20 protein-coding genes and 2 tRNA genes are annotated in these 25,271 nt (G+C 52.2%); 7 read left to right on the top strand and 15 right to left on the bottom strand.

The window, feature by feature from the left end; translation table 11 throughout:
- Positions 1–8: 8 nt before the first annotated feature.
- The 6 genes from oppF to BJ887_RS06035 all read right to left on the bottom strand — a co-directional run bounded on the left by oppF (position 9) and on the right by BJ887_RS06035 (position 7,013).
- Positions 9–1,013 carry a murein tripeptide/oligopeptide ABC transporter ATP-binding protein OppF gene (gene oppF, locus BJ887_RS06060; RefSeq protein WP_014170444.1) on the bottom strand — a complete coding sequence of 335 codons (1,005 nt, stop codon included), beginning with the start codon at positions 1,011–1,013 and terminating at the stop codon, positions 9–11.
- A complete protein-coding gene (locus BJ887_RS06055; RefSeq protein ID WP_014170445.1) occupies positions 1,010–2,023 on the bottom strand; it encodes an ABC transporter ATP-binding protein in 1,014 nt (337 codons plus the stop codon). Before BJ887_RS06055 ends, oppF begins: the two co-directional genes overlap by 4 nt.
- A gap of 11 nt (positions 2,024–2,034) precedes the next feature.
- On the bottom strand, positions 2,035–2,943 hold the full coding sequence (gene oppC / locus BJ887_RS06050; protein ID WP_014170446.1) for an oligopeptide ABC transporter permease OppC: 909 nt from the start codon (positions 2,941–2,943) through the stop codon (positions 2,035–2,037).
- A 14-nt stretch (positions 2,944–2,957) separates the two neighbouring features.
- On the bottom strand, positions 2,958–3,878 hold the full coding sequence (gene oppB, locus BJ887_RS06045) for an oligopeptide ABC transporter permease OppB (protein WP_014170447.1): 921 nt from the start codon (positions 3,876–3,878) through the stop codon (positions 2,958–2,960).
- Between the two features lie 83 nt (positions 3,879–3,961).
- Positions 3,962–5,593 (bottom strand): oligopeptide ABC transporter substrate-binding protein OppA, encoded by a 1,632-nt coding sequence (gene oppA, locus BJ887_RS06040; protein ID WP_020882381.1) that lies wholly within the window; start codon positions 5,591–5,593, stop codon positions 3,962–3,964.
- Positions 5,594–6,365: 772 nt separating this feature from the next.
- A complete protein-coding gene (locus tag BJ887_RS06035; protein WP_014170449.1) occupies positions 6,366–7,013 on the bottom strand; it encodes a YchE family NAAT transporter in 648 nt (215 codons plus the stop codon).
- Positions 7,014–7,492: 479 nt separating this feature from the next.
- On the opposite strand from BJ887_RS06035, the gene adhE reads away from it, so the two are divergent.
- Entirely contained in the window at positions 7,493–10,171 is a 2,679-nt protein-coding gene (gene adhE, locus BJ887_RS06030; RefSeq protein ID WP_121339577.1) for a bifunctional acetaldehyde-CoA/alcohol dehydrogenase, read from the top strand.
- 65 nt (positions 10,172–10,236) lie between these two features.
- Here the strand turns inward: adhE and tdk are convergent, their stop codons facing one another.
- Positions 10,237–10,851, bottom strand: coding sequence for a thymidine kinase (gene tdk, locus BJ887_RS06025; RefSeq protein WP_121339575.1), 615 nt, complete (start codon positions 10,849–10,851; stop codon positions 10,237–10,239).
- Between the two features lie 549 nt (positions 10,852–11,400).
- Between tdk and hns the strand changes: the two genes are divergently transcribed.
- The gene (gene hns, locus BJ887_RS06020) at positions 11,401–11,814 is read left to right on the top strand and encodes a histone-like nucleoid-structuring protein H-NS (protein WP_008502781.1); all 414 of its coding nucleotides are present in this window, start codon (positions 11,401–11,403) and stop codon (positions 11,812–11,814) included.
- Positions 11,815–12,014: 200 nt separating this feature from the next.
- Here the strand turns inward: hns and galU are convergent, their stop codons facing one another.
- The 3 genes from galU to rssA all read right to left on the bottom strand — a co-directional run bounded on the left by galU (position 12,015) and on the right by rssA (position 15,131).
- A complete protein-coding gene (galU, locus tag BJ887_RS06015; protein WP_014170452.1) occupies positions 12,015–12,923 on the bottom strand; it encodes a UTP--glucose-1-phosphate uridylyltransferase GalU in 909 nt (302 codons plus the stop codon).
- 200 nt (positions 12,924–13,123) lie between these two features.
- Entirely contained in the window at positions 13,124–14,137 is a 1,014-nt protein-coding gene (gene rssB / locus BJ887_RS06010) for a two-component system response regulator RssB (protein ID WP_121339573.1), read from the bottom strand.
- Between the two features lie 91 nt (positions 14,138–14,228).
- Positions 14,229–15,131 (bottom strand): patatin-like phospholipase RssA, encoded by a 903-nt coding sequence (gene rssA, locus BJ887_RS06005; protein WP_032669742.1) that lies wholly within the window; start codon positions 15,129–15,131, stop codon positions 14,229–14,231.
- 114 nt (positions 15,132–15,245) lie between these two features.
- On the opposite strand from rssA, the gene BJ887_RS06000 reads away from it, so the two are divergent.
- The 4 genes from BJ887_RS06000 (at position 15,246) to BJ887_RS05985 (ending at position 16,957) form a co-directional block, all read left to right on the top strand.
- Positions 15,246–15,704 (top strand): YchJ family protein, encoded by a 459-nt coding sequence (locus BJ887_RS06000; RefSeq protein ID WP_121339571.1) that lies wholly within the window; start codon positions 15,246–15,248, stop codon positions 15,702–15,704.
- 48 nt (positions 15,705–15,752) lie between these two features.
- Positions 15,753–16,595, top strand: coding sequence for a formyltetrahydrofolate deformylase (gene purU / locus BJ887_RS05995; RefSeq protein WP_014170456.1), 843 nt, complete (start codon positions 15,753–15,755; stop codon positions 16,593–16,595).
- A 157-nt stretch (positions 16,596–16,752) separates the two neighbouring features.
- Positions 16,753–16,837: transfer RNA gene (locus BJ887_RS05990), tRNA-Tyr, on the top strand.
- A gap of 35 nt (positions 16,838–16,872) precedes the next feature.
- Positions 16,873–16,957: transfer RNA gene (locus tag BJ887_RS05985), tRNA-Tyr, on the top strand.
- Between the two features lie 61 nt (positions 16,958–17,018).
- Here BJ887_RS05985 and BJ887_RS05980 read toward each other — a convergent pair.
- Positions 17,019–17,462 (bottom strand): Lrp/AsnC family transcriptional regulator, encoded by a 444-nt coding sequence (locus tag BJ887_RS05980; RefSeq protein WP_014170457.1) that lies wholly within the window; start codon positions 17,460–17,462, stop codon positions 17,019–17,021.
- A gap of 107 nt (positions 17,463–17,569) precedes the next feature.
- On the opposite strand from BJ887_RS05980, the gene BJ887_RS05975 reads away from it, so the two are divergent.
- Positions 17,570–18,466 carry a DMT family transporter gene (locus BJ887_RS05975; protein WP_121339569.1) on the top strand — a complete coding sequence of 299 codons (897 nt, stop codon included), beginning with the start codon at positions 17,570–17,572 and terminating at the stop codon, positions 18,464–18,466.
- On the opposite strand, the gene narI is transcribed toward BJ887_RS05975, so the two are convergent.
- The 4 genes from narI to BJ887_RS05955 are packed head-to-tail and all read right to left on the bottom strand — an operon-like array spanning position 18,463 to position 25,122.
- Positions 18,463–19,140: a respiratory nitrate reductase subunit gamma gene (narI, locus tag BJ887_RS05970; protein ID WP_014170469.1), complete on the bottom strand. Its 678-nt coding sequence runs from the start codon at positions 19,138–19,140 to the stop codon at positions 18,463–18,465. The genes BJ887_RS05975 and narI overlap by 4 nt on opposite strands.
- Positions 19,140–19,850, bottom strand: coding sequence for a nitrate reductase molybdenum cofactor assembly chaperone (gene narJ / locus BJ887_RS05965; protein ID WP_014170470.1), 711 nt, complete (start codon positions 19,848–19,850; stop codon positions 19,140–19,142). Before narJ ends, narI begins: the two co-directional genes overlap by 1 nt.
- Positions 19,847–21,382, bottom strand: coding sequence for a nitrate reductase subunit beta (gene narH / locus BJ887_RS05960; RefSeq protein ID WP_020882363.1), 1,536 nt, complete (start codon positions 21,380–21,382; stop codon positions 19,847–19,849). Before narH ends, narJ begins: the two co-directional genes overlap by 4 nt.
- Positions 21,379–25,122 (bottom strand): nitrate reductase subunit alpha, encoded by a 3,744-nt coding sequence (locus BJ887_RS05955; RefSeq protein WP_020882362.1) that lies wholly within the window; start codon positions 25,120–25,122, stop codon positions 21,379–21,381. The genes narH and BJ887_RS05955 overlap by 4 nt, the downstream gene beginning before the upstream one ends.
- Between the last annotated feature and the right edge of the window lie 149 nt (positions 25,123–25,271).

The following is a 25,271-nucleotide window of genomic DNA, read 5'->3' as shown; positions in this document are numbered from 1 at the left end:
CCTTGCGATTATAACGGGTCTACTTTCAGGCAGGAAACCGCATGTCGGAAACTGCCCTCCAGAACCGGACGTGTTTTTGCACATTCCGGCCCGGCCATCGGGCATCGCGTACGGAATACACAACCGGACGGCGGGTTAATCGGGGACGGTAATTCACCTTCCAGAAGCTGGATGGTTTTATTTTTTTCCAGATCCGGATCGGGAATCGGTACCGCAGACATCAGTGCCCGGGTATAGGGGTGCAGTGGGTTATGGTACACCTCATCGTAAGTCCCTAATTCCACCGCATGGCCAAGATACATCACCAGTACGCGGTCAGAAATGTGTTTCACCACCGCGAGGTCATGCGCAATGAAGATCAGCGACAGCCCCATTTCACGCTGCAGTTTCTGCAGCAGGTTAACCACCTGCGCCTGAATAGAGACGTCCAGCGCCGAGACGGGCTCGTCACAGATAATCAGCTTCGGCTCAAGGATCAAGGCGCGGGCGATACCGATACGCTGGCACTGACCACCGGAGAATTCGTGCGGGTAACGGTTGACGAGGTTAGGCAACAAGCCCACTTTCATCATCATTGCCTTCACACGGTCGCGTACTTCCTGACGCGGCATCTTTGGATGATAGGTCCGCAGTGGCTCAGCAATGATCTCCCCGATGGTCATACGCGGGTTCAATGAGGCCAGCGGATCCTGGAAAATCATCTGGATGTCGCTACGCACATCGCGCCACTCGTCTGGCTTCATGCCCAGCAGATCTTTACCCAGCCAGGCAACTTTGCCGTCGGTGGCTTTCACGAGGCCTATGATGGCACGCGCAAACGTGGATTTACCGCAACCGGACTCACCCACCACCCCCAGGGTTTCCCCTTCATACAGACGAAGCGTTACGCCATCGACCGCTTTCAGGGTTTTCGGCGGCTGCCAGAACCACTGTTTTCCGTCTTTAATGTCGAAATGCACCTTAAGGTCAGCAATTTCGAGCAGGACATTTCTTTTTTCATCTAATGCGTTCATACCAGATCCTCCTGCGGCTTAAAGCAGGCGCGCAGACGGCCTGGTGCAAACTCTTCCAGCGGCGGCGCGGTATTGCAGATTTCCATCGCGTGCGGGCAGCGTGGCTGGAACGGACAGCCTTTCGGCAGACGCAGCAGGTTTGGCGGGTTGCCAGGAATGGTCAGCAGGGATTCCCCTTCTGCATCGAGGCGCGGCACCGCATTCAGCAGACCAATGGAGTAAGGGTGTGCAGGCTGGTAGAACACGTCGCGCGCCTTACCATATTCCATAGTGCGACCGGCATACATCACCAGTACCTTGTCACAGATACCGGCCACGACGCCCAGATCGTGAGTGATCATGATAATCGCGGTGTTGAACTCACGCTTAAGCTCGTTCAGCAGCGTCATGATCTGTGCCTGGACGGTCACATCAAGCGCGGTGGTCGGTTCATCGGCAATCAGCAGTTTTGGCCGGCACATCAGCGCCATCGCAATCATGACACGCTGACGCATACCGCCGGAGAACTCATGCGGGAACATGCGCATACGCTTGCGCGCTTCCGGCATTTTTACCGCGTCGAGCATTTTGACGGACTCCTCAAAGGCTTCCGCTTTGCCCAGGCCTTTGTGCAGCATCAGCACTTCCATCAGCTGCTCTCCGACACGCATATACGGGTTCAGCGAGGTCATCGGGTCCTGGAATATCATCGAAATCTGCTCAGCGCGCAGCTTGTTCAGCTCGTATTCCGGCAGGTTGAGGATCTCACGCCCGTTGAATTTGGCGGAACCGCCAATGACACCGTTAGACGCCAGCAGCCCCATCAACGCAAAGGCGGTTTGGGATTTACCGGAACCCGACTCGCCCACGATCCCCAGCGTTTCACCCGCACGCAGGTTGAAGTTGAGATCGTTCACGGCGGTCACATCGCCATCCGGCGTTTTAAAGGTCACGCGGAGGTCTTTTACGTCCAGCAGAAGGTTACCCTGCTGTTGCGCCTGTGGCGCAGTGGCCGTTTCAATAATCGTCATGACGGCGCTCCTTAACGGTCTTTCGGGTCGAGGGCATCACGCAGGCCATCGCCGATAAAGTTGAAACAAAACAGGGTGACGACCAGGAAGCCCGCCGGGTACAGAAGCAACCACGGTGAGACTTCCATTGAGTTTGCACCATCACTCAGAAGCGCGCCCCAGCTGCTCAGTGGCTCTTGTGTACCCAGCCCCAGGAAGCTCAGGAAAGATTCAAACAGGATCATGCTTGGTACCAGCAGTGAGGCATATACCACCACCACGCCGAGCACGTTAGGAACGATATGGCGAACCACAATATTACCGGTGGAGACACCGCCCACCTGCGCCGCTTCGATAAACTCTTTACGCTTAAGACTCAGCGTCTGACCACGAACGATTCGCGCCATATCCAGCCAGGACACCATCCCGATTGCCACGAAGATCAACAGGATATTCTGGCCAAAGAAGGTCACCAGCAGGATAACGAAGAACATGAACGGGAAGGAGTTTAAGATTTCCAGCATACGCATCATGACGGAGTCCACTTTACCGCCAAGGTAGCCTGAGAGTGAGCCGTAAAGCGTACCCACGATCACCGCCACCAGGGCGGCAGCAATACCGACCATCAGCGAAATGCGGCCACCGATAGCGACACGCACCAGCAGGTCGCGCCCTGAGGAATCCGTACCAAAATAGTGCCCGGACGTCATATCGGGTGCGCTGGACATCATGCCCCAGTCGGTGTCGAAATAGGTAAATTGCGACAGAATCGGCGCCAGGGTGACAAACAGCGCGATGAGCACCAGAACAACCAGGCTGGCGACCGCGGCGCGGTTATGCATAAAGCGACGACGGGCGTCTTGCCAGAGGCTACGACCTTCTACTTCCAGTTTTTCACTGAAGTTTTCCAGCGCCTCGCTGTTTTTCTTACTCAACATCATGGCGTGCTCCAGTATCAGTAACGGATTTTCGGGTCGATAACGGCATACAGCACATCGACGATAGCGTTAAACAAAATGGTCAGTGCGCCGACAAGGATTGTCAGGCTCAGTACCAGTGAATAGTCGCGGTTCAGCGCGCCATTAACGAACAGTTGACCAATGCCCGGCAGACCGTAAATGGTTTCGATAACCATTGAGCCGGTGATGATCCCAACGAATGCCGGCCCCAGGTAGGAGAGCACGGGCAGGAGCGCAGGCTTGAGTGCATGGCGGAATATAATCCGGCGCATCGGCAGCCCTTTCGCACGCGCGGTACGGATGAAGTTCGAGTGCAGGACTTCAATCATGGAACCGCGGGTGATACGCGCGATACTGGCGATATAAGCCAGGGAGAGAGCCACCATTGGCAAAATCATGAACTTCAGCGCCCCACCGTTCCAGCCGCCTCCGGGCAGCCATTTCAGCGTAATGGCAAATATCATCACCAGTAATGGCGCGACAACGAAGCTGGGTATAACCACCCCGGTCATCGCCACCCCCATTACGGTATAATCCCATTTGGTGTTTTGTTTGAGCGCGGCAATAACGCCCGCGGTGACGCCGAGAACGACGGCAAGGATGAATGCCGCAGCACCCAGTTTCGCCGATACAGGGAAGCTGGACGCCACCAGGTCATTAACGGAATAGTCTTTGTATTTGAATGACGGCCCAAAATCACCGTGCGCCAGTTGCTTCAGATAGTTGAAGTACTGCGTGGAGATAGGATCGTTTAAGTGATACTTCGCTTCGATATTGGCCATCACTTCCGGTGGCAGCGTACGTTCACCGGTAAATGGACTTCCCGGCGCGAGACGCATCATAAAGAAGGAAATCGTAATTAGAATAAATAACGTTGGTATCGCTTCTAAGCAGCGACGCAGGATAAATTTCAACATTGCCCGTACCTTCTGGCGTGTGCCTGATGAATGTTACAAAGTAGACACAGTGGGGCAAGCCAGGCCTGCCCCACGTATTGCCATTAATGCTTGATAATATAAAGATTCTTAACGGAAATATTATCCAACGGGTCTTTACCGGTATAACCCCCTACCCACGGTTTCACCAGGCGGGCGTTAACGTAGTAATAGACCGGTACAATTGCAGAGTCTTTATCGAGCTGCTCTTCTGATTTCGCGTACAGATCAGCGCGCTGCGCATCGTCTGTGACTTTCAGCGTATCAGTAATGATCTTATCGAATGCCGGGCTCTTATAGTGCGCGGTGTTATTCGAACTGTCACTCAGCATGGTGTTCAGGAAGGATGTTGGTTCGTTATAGTCCGCACACCAGCCGGCACGCGCCACGTCGAACGTCCCCTGATGGCGGGTATCCAGGAAGGTTTTCCATTCCTGGTTTTCCAGCTTCACGTTCACGCCCAGGTTTTTCTTCCAGATAGACGCGACGGCGATAGCCAGTTTTTTATGCAGGTCAGACGTGTTGTACAGCAGGTTAAACGTCAGCGGCTTGTCAGCAGTATAACCGGCTTCAGCCAGCAGTTTTTTCGCTTCTTCGTTACGTTTTTCCTGTGACCACTTGAACCACTCAGGCTCAACCAGTTTCATACCGTCGGTATAAGGAGGGGTATAGCTGTATGCCGGCAGGTCGCCCTGGTTTTTCACTTTGTTCACGATAATATCGCGATCCAGTGCCAGCTTCAGCGCTGTACGCACGCGCACATCAGTGAATGGTGCTTTCTGGTTGTTGATTTCGTAGTAGTAAGTGCAGAGATACGGATCAACATGCACTTCTTTCGGGATCTCTTTTTTCAGCTTCTGGAACAGTTCAATCGGCATGTTGTTATAGGTCATGTCGATTTCGCCGCTGCGGTAACGGTTAACGTCAGTGACTTCAGAAGAGATTGGCAGGTAGGTTACCTGATTAATGACGGTTTTCGCGTTATCCCAGTACTGCGGGTTACGCTCCAGAACCATACGTTCGTTGACCACCCAGTCTTTCAGTTTATATGCGCCGTTGGTCACGATATTGGCAGGCTGGGTCCATTTTTCACCAAATTTTTCCACCGCGGATTTTGGTACCGGGGAAACGGACGGGTGAACCAGTAATTTGTAGAAGTACGGAACAGGCTCGCTCAACGTCACTTCAAAGGTATTGGCATCAATCGCTTTCACACCCAGGTCGGTGACCGGTTTTTTACCGGCGATGATGTCATCAATATTGGCGATGTGGCCATATTGCAGGTAGCTCGCATACGGAGAGGCGGTGGTTGGATTCGCCAGACGCTGCCAGCTATACACGAAATCTTCGGCGGTAACCGGCGTACCGTCGGACCATTTCGCATCTTTACGCAGATGGAAGGTCCAGACTTTGAAATCTTTATTTTCCCATTTTTCCGCCACACCCGGTGCCGGGTGGCCGTCTACGTCGGTCACCAGCAAGCCTTCGAACAGGTCGCGGTTGACGTTAGACTCCGGAACACCTTCAATTTTGTGCGGGTCAAGAGACTGCACTTCCGCACCGTTGTTACGAACCAGCGTCTGTTTCTCAGCCAGTTGAACGCCTGCAGGAACGTCCGCAGCCATTGCAGCGTTGCCCGCGATTAGCGCAGTTAAAATCCCCGCCGCTACCAGATTTTTTTTTGTGATGATGGACATTGTGTTGGTACTCCACTCATTATAATTACTGGCCTTCGCCAGCTGTGTAATCCCCTGTTGGGGCCTGTACAGCGCAGGAGTTTTTTTTGCTGCTGCCAGGTTCTTCTTTTTACTTCTTGCTATCACCGACTTTTTTATTACTGACCGCTCGTATGGCCGTCTTGCGTCGATTCTTCACAGGTCTCCCCTGTCTGAGGCCTGCGCTGGATATCTGAGAAGAGGACTATATGAAAATAATTCTCATCTGCTTGTTTTATGCTGCAAAATATTAGGCCGGAAAGTATCAAATGGCGTAAACGCGCGCCAATACATTTTGCAAATTTGTTAAGCAATTCTCTTTTACGGTGAGTACCGTATCTCGGGGGGCAGCCCTGCCTGACATCAAATACCGCATAAAAACATTGGTATTCAATATGATAGAGAAAACATTCTCTACAAGCGCGTCGCTGCGCTATCATCGAGTGGTTTTGTACAAAAATTTAACAACTGATTATTATTTAGCACATTCCTCTAGGGGAACGTTGAAATTACTAATATCATTTCGGTTATGGCTCAGCAAGCCCCAGAGTATCATGTGAGTAAAATAACAGATCGATTGAAGGTTTTATGCGCAGAGAGGCACGAGGTAAATTGATAACTTATTGAAATATAAGAAAAGCGGATTATTAGTAGAATTTATTATGATATGTGAGCATTTCAACTTTAGTTATATGATTTGCTGATAATCACGTAAAAAAACGGAGCCGCAGGCCCCGTTCTTTCATTTGAAATATTAGTGCAGTAAGCCGGGGAAAATGCTTTTAATACCGGTGACAATAAATTCGATGCCTAACGCCATCAACAACAGCCCCATGATACGCGTAATGACGTTGATGCCCGTTTGCCCCAGCCAGCGCACCAGCCAGGGTGCCATGCGGAAAACACCCCAACAACACAGTGCGAAGATAGCGATGGCGACAGAAAAGCCAATCAGGTGCATCAGGCTATGGTAACGTGTCCCCCAGACAATGGTGGAACTGATCGCACCAGGCCCTGCCATTAAAGGCAACGCAAGCGGGACCACGCCGATACTTTCGCGAATGGCGGTTTCTGATTTCTCCTGTTTGTTCTGCTTATCCTCACCCAGCTTACCGCTGATCATCGACATGGCAATGGTCACCACCAGGATGCCACCCGCGATGCGGAAAGAATCAATTGAAATGCCGAACAGCTGGAGAATGGCATCACCCAGGAAAAGCGAGGTGAGCAAGATAATGGCCACTGACAGGTTAGCGGTGAGGTTGGTTTTGTTCCTGGCCGCCGCCGTCTGGTAACTGGTCATACTAATGAAGACAGGGATGATCCCTACCGGGTTGACCAGGGCAAACAGACCAATAAAAAATTTAAAATACGTTGGAAAATCAAAGAGCGTTTGGATCACGTTTTGCTCCGCTTATGCACATGCCCGGGACTGACACTTTGTCATGAAAAATCGCGCTGAAGATACGCTTTTTATGAGCATACTTCACCAGAAATCTGTGCCTAAACGTTATCCTTTCAGGATGTTAAACAGATGTAGAATCAGTGATAGCATCACTTCCAATAGTTACTTAATTATTTAACACTGGAAATATCTACAATAAATAACCCTGCTGAAAGGTATCAGCTTGGGGAAAAATTGACGCAGATCATGATTTTCGTACTCAGAAGTGAGTAATCTTGATTACGCCCCCCAGGAAGGTCACCTGTCACAAAGGGATGATGTTAAGGTAAGGCTCTTTTAGTAAGTTAGCGCGCCAGAGCATAAAGTAACTCTTTGTTTTACTTTATCTAACGCAAGTCGTAGTGGCTCTGTCTATACTGTCAGACGTATCGAGCGCTGGTTTACTAAAAGAGTTTAAACATTATCAGGAGAGCATTATGGCTGTTACTAATATCGCTGAACTGAACGCACTCGTCGAGCGCGTGAAAAAAGCCCAGCGTGAATACGCCAATTTCACCCAAGAACAGGTTGATAAAATCTTCCGCGCGGCCGCTCTGGCTGCTGCAGATGCTCGAATCCCTCTCGCTAAAATGGCCGTTGCTGAATCCGGCATGGGTATCGTTGAAGATAAAGTGATCAAAAACCACTTTGCTTCAGAGTATATCTATAACGCCTATAAAGATGAGAAGACTTGCGGCGTCCTGGCTGAAGATCATACCTTCGGTACCATCACCATTGCTGAACCTATCGGTATTATTTGCGGTATCGTTCCAACGACTAACCCAACGTCTACTGCCATCTTCAAATCGCTGATCAGTCTGAAGACCCGTAACGCAATCATCTTCTCCCCTCACCCACGTGCTAAAGATGCCACCAACAAAGCAGCGGATATCGTGCTGCAGGCTGCTATCGCTGCGGGTGCGCCAAAAGATCTGATCGGCTGGATCGACCAACCGTCTGTTGAACTGTCTAACGCCCTGATGCACCACCCGGACATTAACCTGATCCTGGCAACCGGTGGTCCTGGCATGGTTAAAGCAGCATACAGCTCCGGTAAACCGGCTATCGGTGTAGGTGCGGGTAACACGCCTGTTGTTATCGACGAAACGGCCGATATCAAACGTGCTGTTGCATCTGTACTGATGTCTAAAACCTTCGACAACGGTGTTATCTGTGCGTCTGAACAGTCAGTTGTTGTTGTAGACTCCGTCTATGATGCAGTTCGCGAACGTTTCGCCAGCCACGGCGGCTACATACTGCAGGGCAAAGAGCTGAAAGCCGTTCAGGATATCATTCTGAAAAACGGCGCGCTGAACGCCGCCATCGTTGGTCAGCCAGCCTATAAAATCGCTGAACTCGCCGGCTTTACCGTTCCGGCAACCACCAAGATTCTGATCGGCGAAGTTAAAGTTGTCGACGAAAGCGAACCGTTCGCTCACGAAAAACTCTCTCCTACGCTTGCTATGTACCGTGCGAAAGATTTCGAAGACGCGGTAGTAAAAGCGGAGAAACTGGTTGCAATGGGGGGTATCGGTCATACCTCTTGCCTGTACACCGACCAGGATAACCAGCCAGAGCGCGTTGCTCACTTCGGTCAGATGATGAAAACTGCGCGCATCCTGATTAACACCCCGGCTTCTCAGGGTGGTATCGGTGACCTGTACAACTTCAAACTCGCACCTTCCCTGACTCTGGGTTGTGGTTCCTGGGGTGGTAACTCCATCTCTGAAAACGTTGGTCCAAAACACCTGATCAACAAGAAAACCGTTGCTAAGCGAGCTGAAAACATGTTGTGGCACAAACTTCCGAAATCTATCTACTTCCGCCGTGGCTCTCTGCCAATCGCGCTGGATGAAGTGATTACTGATGGCCACAAACGTGCGCTCATCGTGACTGACCGTTTCCTGTTCAACAACGGCTACGCAGATCAGATCACTTCTGTTCTGAAAGCGGCTGGCGTTGAAACTGAAGTGTTCTTTGAAGTTGAAGCTGACCCAACCCTGACCGTAGTGCGTAAAGGTGCTGAACTGGCGAACTCCTTCAAACCCGATGTGATCATCGCACTGGGTGGTGGTTCCCCAATGGACGCCGCGAAAATCATGTGGGTTATGTACGAGCACCCAGAAACACACTTCGAAGAACTGGCGCTGCGCTTTATGGACATCCGTAAACGTATCTACAAGTTCCCGAAAATGGGCGTAAAAGCGAAAATGATCGCCGTTACCACCACTTCCGGTACAGGTTCAGAAGTCACGCCGTTTGCCGTTGTAACCGACGATGCAACCGGTCAGAAATACCCACTGGCTGACTACGCGCTGACGCCAGACATGGCTATCGTTGATGCCAACCTGGTCATGGAAATGCCGAAATCACTCTGTGCGTTCGGTGGTCTGGATGCAGTGACTCACGCCCTGGAAGCTTACGTTTCCGTCCTGGCTTCTGAGTTCTCTGACGGCCAGGCTCTGCAGGCTCTGAAACTGCTGAAAGAAAACCTGCCAGCGTCTTATAATGAAGGGTCTAAAAACCCGGTTGCCCGTGAACGTGTTCACAGTGCAGCAACCATCGCCGGTATCGCGTTTGCTAACGCCTTCCTGGGTGTTTGCCACTCAATGGCACACAAACTGGGTTCACAGTTCCACATTCCTCACGGTCTGGCGAACGCCCTGTTGATCAGCAACGTTATCCGTTATAACGCGAACGACAACCCAACCAAGCAGACTGCTTTCAGCCAGTACGACCGCCCACAGGCACGTCGTCGTTACGCTGAAATCGCAGACCACCTGGGTCTCAGCGCACCGGGCGACCGTACTGCGGCGAAGATTGAGAAACTGCTGGCATGGCTGGAAAGTCTTAAAGCTGAGCTGGGTATTCCTAAATCTATCCGTGAAGCGGGCGTTCAGGAAGCTGACTTCCTCGCGCATGTTGATAAGCTGTCTGAAGATGCATTCGATGACCAGTGTACCGGTGCTAACCCGCGCTACCCGCTGATCTCTGAGCTGAAACAGATCCTGCTGGATACCTTCTACGGCCGCGAGTTCAAAGAAAATGACACTGTTGCTGTGAAAGCCGACGCACCTGTCATTAAAGCTGACAAGAAAGCGAAGAAAAACGCATAACTGACAGCCTGATAAAAAACCCGCCTCTGGCGGGTTTTTTTATGTCTGCATTTTACTGTGAAGGATTATTTGCGGTTGTCAGGCTGAAGCGCCGTCAGTGAGCCGACAATCAACGCTTCCTTATAATGCTTACGGCACACTGATACGTAGCGCTCATTGCCACCTATCACCACCTGCTCGCCATCAGCATAGGGTTTTCCGGCCTGGTCGAGGCGAAGCACCATGCTGGCTTTACGGCCGCAAAAACAGATGGTTTTAAGTTCAACGAGTTTATCCGACCACGCAAGTAAATACTGGCTGCCGGCAAATAGCTCACCGCGAAAGTCAGTGCGCAGTCCATAGCACAGAACGGGAATATCAAGCTCATCGACAACCTCTGAAAGCGCATGAACTTGCTCACGCGTCAGAAACTGGCTTTCATCAACCAGAACACAATGGATAGGCTGTGAAGCATGCGCTGCGCGGATATCCTCCAGCAGGTCGGTTTGCGGGTTAAACAGCCTTGCAGGCGATGAGAGGCCTATTCTGGAACTCACCTTCCCTGCACCAAAGCGGTCGTCAATTTCAGCCGTATAAGCAACGGTACGCATCCCACGTTCCTGGTAATTGTATGAGGATTGCAGTAGCGCTGTCGATTTCCCGGCATTCATTGCCGAATAGTAGAAATAAAGTTGTGCCATTGGCCGTAAAACCCTAATCAATGTGTAATATTACCGATGATTCATTGTACCATATTTTGTCTGGTTATCAGCGATACGACGCACAGACTATGCGGTTCAGCGCGAGGTTTACCGCCGGCATTTTGCAAAAATAATGCGTTAAAACATGAAGTAAACGCATCCAGCCCAGCCAATATGTTATAGGGTCAGCCAAACATAACACTTCATTTTATAGTGGAATCATCGTTCATTAAAATTCACTATTTATTAACTATTTCTGCCTTAACATACCCGGTGTAAACTAATACAAAAGGCTGATATTTATCCGCCGCAACTATAATTCCTGAGGCAAATGTCACAAAAAAAAGATGCAATCGACTGCGTTAAGCCACTTTACGTGATAACAAGCGAGACTGGCGGGTTATGAAATTTAAGTTAGCGTAATTAATAATAGCGGCAATATTCACTATTTTTTGAATTCCTTACATTCCCAGCTATTGCACAACTGAATTTATCGCTCTATTATTAGGACAACAAACCACCCCCCATTATAAGTTTGAGATTACTACAATGAGCGAAGCACTTAAAATTCTGAACAACATCCGTACTCTTCGTGCGCAGGCAAGAGAATGTACCCTCGAAACGCTTGAAGAAATGCTGGAAAAATTAGAAGTTGTAGTTAATGAACGTCGCGAAGAAGAAAGCGCTGCTGCTGCTGAAATCGAAGAGCGTACTCGTAAACTGCAGCAATATCGTGAAATGCTGATTGCTGATGGTATCGATCCAAATGAATTGCTGAACAGCATGGCTGCAGCTAAAACCGGTACCAAAGCAAAACGCGCTGCTCGTCCTGCTAAATATAGCTATGTTGACGAGAACGGCGAAACTAAAACCTGGACCGGCCAGGGTCGTACTCCTGCTGTTATCAAGAAAGCAATGGACGAGCAAGGTAAACAGCTGGATGACTTCCTGATCAAGGATTAATCATCTCGCTTCCAGAAAAATCCCGCGTAATGCGGGATTTTTTTTACCCGCAATTTACCGCAAACATCCCCTTACACTCTGTCATAAAGCGTTATTTGGCTATTTAGCTTGCCTTACAATCGGACGTGATGTCGGTGTGTTATGGGCATAAAAAAACCGGTGGGCAGAGCCTCACCGGTTCAGATCAAATGAAGCCTGAGTTATTTCTTAATACCCGCGCTCTCTTTGAGCCAGGCTTTAAATTCTTCACCGAGCGTATTGTGGCGAATGCCATATTCTACAAACGCCTGCATATAACCGAGCTTATTACCGCAGTCATGGCTCTTACCTTTCATATGGTAAGCTTCAACGGTCTCTTTCTCGATCAGCATATCAATGGCATCGGTAAGCTGGATTTCATCACCCGCTCCTGGAGGCGTTTTCGCCAGCAGAGGCCAGATTTCAGCACTCAGGACATAACGACCTACAACCGCCAGATTAGAAGGCGCTACGTCGGCTTTAGGCTTCTCAACCACGCCAATCATCGGCACGCTCTCACCCGGTTCAAGGTTAACGCCTTTGCAGTCAACAACACCGTATGCGGTAACGTCATCCACAGGTTCAACCATGATCTGGCTGCTGCCTGTTTCATCGAAGCGTTTGATCATCTCAGCCAGATTGTCCTGAGAAAGATCTGATTCATATTCGTCCAGAATAACGTCAGGCAGGATCACCGCAACAGGCTCATCACCTACAACGGGATGCGCACACATGACTGCGTGGCCAAGACCTTTAGCCAGACCCTGACGCACCTGCATAATGGTGACGTGTGGCGGGCAAATAGACTGAACTTCTTCCAGCAGCTGGCGCTTAACACGTTTTTCCAGCATGGCTTCGAGTTCAAAACTTGTATCGAAATGGTTTTCGATAGAGTTTTTTGATGAATGTGTAACCAGCACAATTTCAGTAATGCCGGCCGCGATACATTCGTTAACGACATACTGAATTAATGGCTTATCAACCAGAGGCAGCATCTCTTTAGGAATCGCCTTAGTTGCTGGTAACATCCTGGTCCCCAATCCCGCTACCGGGATGACGGCCTTTCTGACTTTCGAATTTAGGGCAGCCATTCAAATTCTCCTGAGCTGTTCAAGTTTTGAACTTTTATGCAATAAATAACGCGTTAAGTATATCAGCCTCATCCCGCAGTCCGGGTCTGAAAAGAACGCGTTGCCGATCAATTAGGACAAATACGCATGATTCCGGGCTGCGATAGTAGCACTCCCCATAAATCACAGGTAAAGCAATCTTAAAATTAAGATCCAACTGCTTATTCCGTGGACAACATTAAGCGTAGCCGTCCCCCGGCACCCCAAATTTGGCACTGCCAGGAGGAACAGCGATGGCTAATTTGATTAAGATAAGCCGTACCCAATGTTCCAAGCGGGACACCGTTACTGACCTGAATATGATGTTCCCCGGTATTCAGCGAGGCATTAAGCCCCGCGGAAACGAGGATAAGATTTTTCAAACCGCTGTGGTAATAACCTACCAACAGCGGAAACTGTCCGGGTAAATTGGCCTGACGGAAAAGCTGGTTTACCTGTTTGAGTAAACTGCCTAACTCGGGAAGCCGCTGCCCCTGATGGGAGAGTTGTTCCTGCAGCAACCCGTTAAATAGCGCACGAAGTAATAACGCGGCTAATACACCATTATCCCCTGCCCGGGTGACATCAAGACAATAAAATGCAAGGTCCGAATCCGATAATGGCGCAATATCGAGCACCAGCCCTGGCTGGTCAGCGGCCACCAACTGGCGATAATTCACACGACAGTGAGAAATATTTTGCTGTACCGGCGGTTGAAGTTCTTGCAACAGTTTCGCCGCCGCAGAGGGGTTACTCACTAAGGCATCCCAGTCCTGGAAAAGGCGTTCCTCTTCCTCAACCCGGGAATTAAACATATTGGGATAAAGACAGGCTAAGACGGTTTCACGAAGTCGGTTAAGATCTTTAACCGGTTTAAGCAGAATATCCTGAACCCCCAGACGCAAGGCTTTGGCTATATCCGCCATGTTCTCTGTAGCGGAAATCACCAGTATCGGCATCTGGTTGGCTTCATTGCGCAGATGTTCGACCAGCTTCAGTCCATTCATCCGTGGCATCTCAAGGTCACAAATCATCAGATCAGGCGTGATATTGACCATTTTTTCCAGCGCGTCGATGCCATCGTCAGCCAGTGAAGTGTTTGCCCCCAGTGATGATAACCACGAATCCAGTAGCGATCGGAAAACGGGCTCGTCTTCAACAATCAAAATGTGTTTTCCGGCCAATGGCTTCGTCATGGTTCCTCCCCTGGCTGACAGTAACTACATAGTGGCATGCTATCGGCACTGTCGCCTGTCAGATTTTGCTGAAGTAGTCAAAAAAAGGTGCTTAACGTGCTGTTCGCACAAAAGGCAGCAACTCATCTATTTTCTTTTCGACGGCTAACGAGCCCGCTGCGATGGCGGCCTCAGCCCGATGGAAATCAAGGGTAGAAATTTGCGGACAATACGGCTGAAGCAGAATATCCGGCGGGTCGCCAGCCATGCGGTTGCGCTTGAGGCGGTTCTCCAGGACCTGGATTGAGGTCGTCATAATTTCAATCGCCGTGGGTGCAGTTACCGCACGCCGGGCGGCCATGCGCCCGAGACGTCCGCGCAGACGCTCATGCCAGGCCAGTTTTTCGCCCTCGGCATCTTCACTCTGAAGATTGACTGGCATCAGGTCTTGTTGCATCAGATGAGCGTCGTGCTGTAAATCCACAGCAATAACAATATCGGCACCCATAGCGCGGGTCAGGGAAATGGGGACCGGGTTAACAACGCCTCCGTCGACAAGCCAGTAACCGTTGTGCGGAACAGGGGCCATTAAGCCCGGCATGCTGCAGGACGCGCGAACGGCAAGATGGATATCCCCTTCGGTAAGCCAGAGTTCGCGGCCGGTACTGAGGTTCGTCGCAACGGCACCGAAGGGTAACTGACAATGACTGAAGTCATCGAGAGGCATAATCTGACGGAACTGGTTAAAGACCCGTTCACCGCGCAGCAACCCACCGCGCTGCCACGAGAGATCCATCAGGCGCAATACGTCCCAGTAACTGAAGGAGCGTACCCAGGTTTCAAGTTCCGGAAGCTTTCCGCACGCGTATGCGGACCCCACAAGCGATCCGATTGAACACCCTGCAACAATATCAACGTCAATGCCCATCTGCTTTAAGGCATTTATCACGCCGATGTGCGACCATCCCCGGGCTGCACCTGAGCCCAGCGCCAGTCCAATTTTAACCTTTCTCATTAGCCCTGTTTTACGTCCCCTGGATTCCTGACATAGCATCAACGCAACTGCTCAGTTAACATGGTGCTACCCGAAGCGTTTAACGCCCTTATTTTTTGTTCCAGGAAGAGAATCGTGTCTCAACTCTGCCCTTGTGGTAGCGCTCTGGAGTATAGCCTATGTTGTCAGCGATATCTGTCTGGCGATCAGGTTGCACCAGACCCGTCACACCTCATGCGTTCACGGTATACTGCTTTTGTGATCAAAGACGCAGACTACCTGATTAAAACCTGGCACCCATCCTGCCACGCTGCCGATTTCAGACAGGATATTGAAGCCGGGTTTGCTAATACCCAATGGCTCGGCCTTACCGTCTATGAATCGTCAACGGGAAGTGATGCTGATGAAGGTTATGTCAGCTTCGTTGCCCGCTTTATCGAACGCAATAAGCCCGGTGCCATTATCGAACGTTCCCGGTTCTTAAAGGAAAGCGGGCAATGGTATTATATTGACGGAACGCACCCACAGTTTGGTCGTAACGATCCCTGCCCTTGTGGTTCAGGTAAAAAATTTAAAAAGTGTTGCGGGCAGTAATGCCTGACAACCCAGACTTCGCAAATACTCAAACAGGATTTCCCGGCGATGCAATCACTACAACGTAAAGTTCTGCGCACCATCTGTCCCGATCAAAAAGGGCTGATCGCACGAATTACCAACATTTGTTACAAGCATGAACTGAATATCGTGCAGAACAACGAGTTCGTTGACCACCGTACCGGACGCTTCTTTATGCGTACCGAACTCGAAGGGATTTTCAACGACACCACCCTGCTTGCCGATCTCGACAGCGCGCTGCCTGAAGGCTCCGTGCGTGAACTGACCCCCGCTGGCCGTCGTCGCGTTGTTATTCTTGTGACGAAAGAAGCCCACTGTCTTGGCGATCTGTTGATGAAAGCAAACTACGGTGGCCTTGATGTTGAAATCGCTGCCGTTATCGGTAACCACGAGACGCTGCGCACGCTGGTTGAACGTTTTGATATTCCGTTTGAACTGGTCAGCCATGAAGGCCATACCCGTGAAGAACATGACAACCTGATGGCCAATGCTATCGAAGCGCATAACCCGGATTACGTGGTACTGGCGAAATACATGCGTGTGCTGACCCCATCTTTCGTGGCGCGTTTCCCGAACAAGATCATCAACATCCATCACTCATTCCTGCCAGCCTTTATCGGTGCACGTCCTTATCACCAGGCGTACGAACGCGGTGTGAAAATCATCGGCGCCACCGCGCACTACGTGAATGACAACCTGGACGAAGGCCCAATCATTATGCAGGACGTGATTCACGTGGATCACACCTATACCGCAGAAGATATGATGCGCGCCGGGCGTGACGTAGAGAAGAACGTACTCAGTCGTGCGCTCTATCAGGTGCTGGCGCAACGTGTGTTCGTTTACGGTAACAGAACGATTATTCTTTAATCGACAAGAAAATGAACTGGTTAGCTTTACAGCTTAACGCGTAAAATTCAGGCAACCAGTTTATTTTTATTGTGGTAACGCTTTACAGGGGCGTCTCATTTGATATGATGCGCCCCGCTTCCAGCAGGAAGCAGGCCAGTAAATAGCATTACCCCGTGGTGGGGTTCCCGAGCGGCCAAAGGGAGCAGACTGTAAATCTGCCGTCATCGACTTCGAAGGTTCGAATCCTTCCCCCACCACCATCTCTCAGCATTACCTCAAAATTTGAATTACCCCTGGTGGGGTTCCCGAGCGGCCAAAGGGAGCAGACTGTAAATCTGCCGTCATCGACTTCGAAGGTTCGAATCCTTCCCCCACCACCATCATCTCAAAGCTAATCCAGTGATGTATTTCAAACGATGTGTCATGCATAGCAACAGACGATCACATTGGTGGCAACCGACGCTTCACCGGTGAACTTTTCACGATCGACGTATTACACTGAGCATGTTCCGCCAGACCATCAAGCAACGCATCCAGTTGCTCAATCGACCGCACGACCAGCCTGATAACAAAGCAGTCTTCACCGGTGACTTTATCGCTCTCAATACATTCCGGCATGGCCTGAATGTACTTATCTACCTTTTGCAGCAACCCCGGTAAAGGACGAACCCGCACCAGCGCCTGCAACGTATACCCCAACGCCGTCAGATTGACGCGCGCGCCATAACCTTCAATCACCCCACGCTCTTCCAGTCTTTTCAGACGCTCTGCTGTACTGGGAGATGTCAGTCCAATACGTCCGCTGAGTACCTTTAGCGACATGCGCGCATCCTCAACCAGACAGGCCAGGATTTGGCGATCGATATCATCGAGAAGGTTTTCCATCGTTTTTACCTAATTTAAAAAAGTCATCACTGTCTTTCACCTTATATCAGCCATGTTATTCCCGACAGCGGTATTCGACAATATCGTCATTAATCAGGAGGTGAATAATGGGTGATGTGCAAAAAGGCGTCTGGCAGATGAGCCTGGCAATGTTAATTTCCGGCTCGATTGGCGCGTTTGTTCTGCTTTCCGGCCTGCCGGTGACGGAAGTGGTTTTCTGGCGATGCCTGATCGGGGCGATGGCCCTTTTTATTTTCATCCGAATAAGTCGAAAACCATTTAGTCCGCTCACCCGGGTCACGCTACTGCTGGCAATTCTGGGCGGTGTTGCATTAGTGGTGAACTGGTTGCTGCTGTTCGCGGCTTATGAACGTATTTCAATCGGCCTTTCTACCGTGGTTTATAACACTCAGCCGTTTATGCTGGTGTTGATGGGGATGTTTTTAGGTGAACGCGTGAACCTGGTGAAATGGGGTTGGCTCGTTCTCGCCTTTGGCGGCGTGGTCATCCTGCTCTCCAGTGAGCTGAATAGCGCACAGGGCGAAGGCTGGCTCGCAGGAATCGGTCTGGCGATGGGGGCCGCTTTCTTCTACGCACTGACAGCCATAATCGCCCGCAGACTGAAATCAGTTGCGCCCCAGCATATCGCCTTTATTCAGGTACTGACCGGCGTGGTCATGCTGTTGCCCTTCGCCCACCAGCCGGCATTTTCAGTTGATCTCCCATGGCCGATTTTACTGACGTTAGGTGTCGTCCACACTGGGATCATGTATCAGTTGCTGTATAGCGCGATCCAGAAGCTCCCGACGCCCGTTACCGGTTCTCTGTCTTTTATCTATCCCGTGGTGGCCATAATTGTCGATAACGTGGTGTTCGGACACTCGCTGAATATCACGCAACTGGCAGGGGGTGCATTGATACTGTTTGCGGCGGCAGGTAATAACCTGGGCTGGGGCGAGAAAAAACCCCGCGAGTGCGGGGTTGGGATCAAATCAGCAAATTAGCGACGGGCGCGAACAATCTGATATTTGCGCGTCAGATACTCCACCGGTGCGCTCCAGATATGCACCAGACGAGAGAACGGGAACAGCACAAACAGCGTCATCCCGAGCACCAGGTGCACGCGGAAGATAAACGCCACACCGTCAAGGTGCTCAGACGCCCCACCGTGGAAGGTCACCACAGACTGCGCCCAGCCGACCAGCTTCATCATTTCGCTGCCATCCATATGCTGAGCCGAGAACGGAATGGTCAGCAGACCCAGCGCACACTGCACCATCAGCAGGGACAAAATCAGAATGTCCGCACCGGTGGTGGTCGCGCGAACGCGCGGGCTGAACAGACGGCGTTTGAGCAGCAGTAAACCGCCCACCAGCGTCATCACGCCGCAGGCACCGCCGGCAATCATCGCCATTTTCTGCTTCACCTCAATCGGCAGGAATGACTCATACATCCAGTGCGGCGTCAGCATTCCGAGGAAGTGACCCGCAAAAATCCCCAGGATCCCGATGTGGAACAGGTTAGAAGCCAGGTTCATCCCTTTGCGATCGAGCATCTGGCTGGAGGCAGCACGCCAGGTGTACTGGCCGTAGTCATAACGCAGCCAGCTTCCCACCAGGAACACGGTGCCCGCGATATACGGGTAAATGTCAAAGAAGAACATATTCAGGAAGTGCATTATTGCTGTCCTCCGTTAGAGATATTCAAATATTGCGGGGCAACGGCTCCGGCAAAACGACGTTGGTGAGCAGAGATTTCAGACTCACCGCAGTTCTGATCAGCCATGAATTTCACCTGCTCTTCCTCCCAGACCGCATCCAGCGCCTGTGGTGTATCATCGCGGGCTTCATCGGCGATCTTCTCCGCAACTTTTTCACTGTCGACCGATGCGTTGGCGAGTTTCACCAGCAGGTCGAACAGCACCGCGTAACGGCTCTCGCGCTGCTGAAGTCGTGCGCCGAGCAGCGCCAGGATCGGCGCGATGTCCTGCAGCCCCCCCTGCGCCTCCTCTTTAGGCAACTGCGCCAGATACTCAAGGTAGAGCGGCAGGTGGTCCGGCAGCTCGCGGCTGTCGAGCTGCAGGCCGTGTTGCTCGTACTGTCCCATCAGGTCAACCATCGCCTGACCGCGGTCACGTGACTCACCGTGAACATGTTCGAACAGCAGCAGCGACGTCGCGCGTCCGCGGTCAAACAGCTGGCTGTAATCCGCCTGCGCATCCAGTAAATCACGCGCTAACAGGTCCCGGAGGAAAACGGCCAGTGTCTGGGCATCCTCTTTCTCAAGATTTTCAGATGACGCGAGTGCATCAAAGAGCTCCTGCTGATGCTGCGCAAGCGCAGCATCCGGGTACTCGAGCAGACGCGAAACAATGACAAGTTCAATCATTGGTGCGGCTCCGTTTTGCTCGTCACATCCAGGGCATCAATGCGGCGGCTGTTGAAGAGATTGAATTTCGTGTCTGAACCGTGGCAACCGTCGCCAAAGGTAAAGCCACAGCCATTTTTCTCCGGGAAGGCTTCGCGAGCCAGTTCACGATGGCTGCTCGGCACCACGAAACGGTCTTCGTAATTGGCAATCGCCAGGTAACGGTACATCTCCTGCGCCTGGGCTTCGGTCAGACCTACCGCTTCCAGTGCACGGGTATCGTTAACACCGTCAACGGTTTCAGCGCGTTTGAAGTGGCGCATCGCCAGCATACGTTTCAGCGCCAGCAGGACCGGCTGGGTATCCCCTGCGGTTAACAGGTTTGCCAGATACTGAACCGGGATACGCAGGCTTTCCACGTCTGGCAGAATGCCGTTGCTGCCCAGCTCACCCGCATCCGCAGCAGACTGGATCGGAGACAGCGGCGGCACGTACCAGACCATCGGCAGCGTGCGGTATTCCGGATGCAGCGGCAGCGCCAGCTTCCAGTCCATCGCCATTTTGTACACCGGAGACTGCTGCGCCGCGTCAATCACGCTCTGCGGAATGCCGTCTTTCAGCGCCTGCTCAATCACTTTCGGATCGTTAGGATCGAGGAAGACGTCCAGCTGACGCTGATAGAGATCTTTCTCGTTCTCGGTGCTGGCTGCATTTTCAATCGCGTCCGCGTCGTACAGCAGCACGCCGAGGTAACGAATACGGCCCACGCAGCTCTCAGAGCAGACGGTTGGCATACCGGCTTCAATACGCGGATAGCAGAAGATGCACTTCTCAGACTTGCCGCTCTTCCAGTTGAAGTAGATTTTTTTGTACGGGCAACCGGTAATACACATACGCCAGCCGCGGCACTTGTCCTGGTCGATCAGCACAATGCCATCTTCTTCACGCTTATAGATGGCTCCGCTCGGACAGGTCGCCACGCACGCCGGGTTAAGGCAGTGCTCGCACAGACGCGGCAGATACATCATGAAGGTGTTTTCGAACTGGCCGTACATCGCCTTCTGCATGTTCTCGAAGTTCTGGTCTTTGGCGCGTTTTTCGAACTCGCCGCCCAGAATCTCTTCCCAGTTTGGACCGCTGGTGATCTTATCCATACGCTGTCCGGTAATGAGCGAGCGTGGACGTGCGATCGGCTGATGTTTGCTTTCCGGCGCGTTATGCAGGTTCTGGTAGTCGTAATCAAACGGCTCGTAGTAATCATCGATGCCCGGCAGATGCGGGTTGGCGAAGATTTTACCGAGCAGCATCGCACGGTTACCCATGCGCGGCTGCAGTTTACCGTTGATTTTACGGATCCAGCCGCCCTTCCATTTCTCCTGGTTTTCCCAGTCGGTCGGGAAGCCTGTGCCGGGTTTACTTTCCACGTTATTGAACCACGCGTACTCCATCCCTTCGCGGCTGGTCCAGACGTTTTTACAGGTGACTGAGCAGGTATGACAGCCGATGCATTTATCCAGATTCAGCACCATGCCGACTTGTGAACGAATTTTCATTTTACGCTCTCCTGTACCTGGTCATTACCTTCGCCGTCTAACCAGTTAATATTCTTCATCTTACGTACCACCACGAACTCATCGCGGTTAGATCCTACCGTGCCGTAGTAGTTAAAGCCGTAGGCCAGCTGCGCATAGCCGCCGATCATGTGCGTCGGTTTTGGCGTAATACGGGTCACGGAGTTGTGAATGCCGCCGCGCTGCTCGGTGATTTCAGAACCTGGCAGGTTAACGATACGTTCCTGCGCGTGGTACATCATGGTCATCCCGGCCGGGACACGCTGGCTGACAACCGCACGCGCCGTCAGCGCACCGTTGCTGTTGAACACTTCGATCCAGTCGTTATCTTCAATGCCCAGATCTTTGGCGTCCGTCTCGCTCATCCACACAATCGGGCCACCGCGGGACAACGTCAGCATCAGCAGGTTGTCGCTGTAGGTGGAGTGAATGCCCCACTTCTGGTGCGGCGTCAGGAAGTTCAGCGCCTTCTCCGGGTTACCGTTCGATTTCGTACCCATTACCGCTTTCACGGAGCGGGTATCGATTGGCGGACGATAAACCAGCAGGCTCTCACCGAAGTCGCGCATCCACTGGTGATCCTGATACAGGGACTGACGACCGGACAGGGTACGCCATGGGATCAGCTCGTGAACGTTGGTGTAGCCAGCGTTGTAGGAGACGTGTTCATCTTCCAGGCCAGACCAGGTCGGGCTGGAGATAATTTTGCGCGGCTGAGCCTGAATATCGCGGAAGCGGATCTTCTCTTCCTCTTTATTCGTCGCCAGATGGGTATGATCGCGACCGGTAAACTCACTCAATGCCGCCCATGCTTTCACCGCCACGTGACCGTTGGTTTCCGGTGCCAGAGTCAGGATCATTTCTGCAGCATCAATGGCCGTGTTCAGCATTGGCTGGCCTTTGGCCGGGCCGTCCGCTTTGGTGTAATTGAGCTTACGCAGCAGGTCCATTTCGCTCTGGGTATTCCACGCAATCCCTTTACCCCCGTTACCGATTTTTTCCATCAGCGGGCCGATAGAGGTAAAGCGTTCGTACGTTGCCGGGTAGTCACGTTCAACGGGAATAATGTGCGGCGCAGTCACACCCGGGATCAGGTCACACTCGCCTTTTTTCCAGTCCTTCACGTCCAGCGGCTGCGCCAGTTCGGCTGCAGAGTCGTGCTGAATCGGCAGGGTCACCACATCGGTCTCTTTGCCCAGATGTCCTACGCACACTTCGGAGAATTTCTTCGCGATATCTTTGTAGATATCCCAGTCGCTTTTGGATTCCCACGCCGGGTCAACGGCTGCAGACAGCGGATGAATAAACGGATGCATATCCGAGGTATTCATGTCGTCTTTCTCATACCAGGTGGCGGTTGGCAGCACGATATCGGAATACAGGCAGGTACTGGACAGACGGAAGTCCAGCGTCACCACCAGATCCAGCTTGCCGTCCAGACCGTTGTCTTTCCACTCCACTTCCTCTGGTTTCACGCCGCCCTGCTTGCCCAGATCTTTCCCCTGAATACCGTTTTCAGTACCCAGCAGATATTTCAGCATGTACTCGTGGCCTTTACCGGAGGAGCCCAGCAGGTTAGAGCGCCAGATAAACAGGTTACGCGGATGGTTTTTGCCGTTTTCAGGCTGCTCGGCCGCAAAGCGAATGGTGCCTTCTTTCAGTGCCTTGACGGTGTAATCCGCCGGGGTCATGCCCGCTTTCTTCGCCTCGTCGGCAATGCGCAGCGGGTTAGTCCCTAACTGAGGTGCAGACGGCAGCCAGCCCATGCGTTCAGCGCGGACGTTGAAGTCGATCAGGTGGCCGCTGTAGCGGGATTTATCCGCCATTGGCGACAGCAGTTCCTGGGCCGTTACCGTCTCGTAGCGCCACTGACTGGAGTGGTTGTAGAAGTAAGACGTACTGTTCATATGACGCGCCGGACGCTGCCAGTCGAGAGCAAACGCCAGTGGCTGCCAGCCCGTCTGCGGACGCAGTTTTTCCTGGCCGACATAGTGCGCCCAGCCGCCGCCGCTTTGACCCACACAACCGCAGAAGATCAGCATGTTGATCAGGCCACGATAGTTCATATCAAGGTGATACCAGTGGTTCAGACCGGCACCAACAATGATCATTGAACGGCCATGCGTCTTGTCAGCATTTTCAGCGAATTCACGGGCGATACGGGTGATGTGTCCACGCGGCACGCCGGTGATCTGCTCTGCCCAGGCCGGGGTATACGCTTTGATGTCGTCGTAGCTGGTTGCGCAGTTTTCATCATTCAGGCCGCGCTCCAGGCCGTAGTTGGCCAGCGTCAGGTCATACACGGTGGTCACCAGCGCCGTCGACCCATCCGCCAGTTGCAGACGTTTGACCGGCAGCTTATGCATCAGGATGTTCTGCAGCTCAACTTTGTTGAAATGCTCGGACCCTTCGCCGCCGAAGTACGGGAAGCCCACATCAGCAATTTCGTCCTGGCTACCCAACATGCTCAGACGCAGTTCAGTCTCTTCACCGGTGGTACCGTTACGCTGCTCGAGGTTCCACTTGCCCTTCTCGCCCCAGCGGAAACCGATAGAGCCGTTGGGTGCCACCAGCTCGCCGTTATTGTTATAAGCGACCGTTTTCCACTCAGGATTGTTTTCCTGACCCAGCGCATCCACCAGATCGGCGGCACGCAGCGTACGGCCCGCTGCATAGTAGCCATCACGCTCTTCCAGCATGACCAGCATCGGCATGTCGGTATAGCGACGGACATAGTCAGTAAAGTACTGGCTGGGTTTATCGAGGTGGAACTCACGCAGCATCACGTGGCCCATCGCCAGCGCCATCGCGGAGTCGGTACCCTGTTTAGGGGCCAGCCACAGGTCGCACAGCTTGGCAATTTCCGCATAATCCGGGGTTACCGCAACGGTTTTGGTGCCTTTGTAACGCACTTCCGTGAAGAAGTGGGCATCCGGCGTACGGGTCTGTGGAACGTTAGAGCCCCAGGCAATAATGTAGCTAGAGTTGTACCAGTCAGCGGATTCCGGCACGTCGGTCTGCTCGCCCCAGGTCTGCGGAGAGGCTGGCGGCAGGTCGCAGTACCAGTCGTAGAAGCTCAGACAGGTTCCGCCGATAAGCGACAGATAACGAGCACCTGAGGCGTAAGAGACCATCGACATCGCCGGGATAGGCGAGAAGCCTGCAACGCGGTCCGGTCCGTAGGTTTTGACGGTATAAACGTTTGAAGCGGCAATCAGTTCGTTGACCTCTTTCCAGGAAGAACGAACAAAACCACCGCGACCGCGCGCCTGCTTAAAGCTTTTTGCTTTGTCGGCATCTTCGATAATGGATGCCCAGGCATCAACCGGATCGCTGTGCAGCACTTTCGCCTCACGCCACATTTTCATCAGGCGTTTGCGCATCAGAGGGTATTTAAGACGGTTGGCGCTGTACAGATACCAGGAGTAGCTTGCCCCACGCGGGCAGCCACGAGGTTCGTGGTTTGGCATATCCGGACGGGTACGCGGATAGTCGGTCTGCTGCATTTCCCATGTCACCAGGCCGTTTTTAACGAAAATCTTCCAGCTACATGAGCCAGTGCAGTTCACGCCGTGGGTCGAACGGACGACTTTGTCATGCTGCCAGCGCTGACGGTAACCGTCTTCCCAGTCCCGGTTGGTCTCCAGAACCTGGCCGTGCCCATCGGCAAAAGTTTCACCCTTCTGTTTGAAGTAGCGAAACCGGTCCAAAAATTTGCTCATCGGGTATCTCCTGTGTGGAGCCTGTGGCTCTCTAAATCGACATTGCTGATTTGCAGCGAAGGTAACGCTCTGATAGATGGCGAGAATTGATAACGATCAAGGCGGAGAGGGAGTTTCAGGTGGGGTATTAGATCGGATACCACCAAAGC

This window comes from Enterobacter sp. WPR_3_1 (assembly GCF_003635055.1).
In the GTDB taxonomy this organism is placed as follows: domain Bacteria; phylum Pseudomonadota; class Gammaproteobacteria; order Enterobacterales; family Enterobacteriaceae; genus Enterobacter; species Enterobacter ludwigii.
Note: the sequence above shows the minus strand (reverse complement) of the source record. Positions and strands in the feature narration are given on the sequence as shown.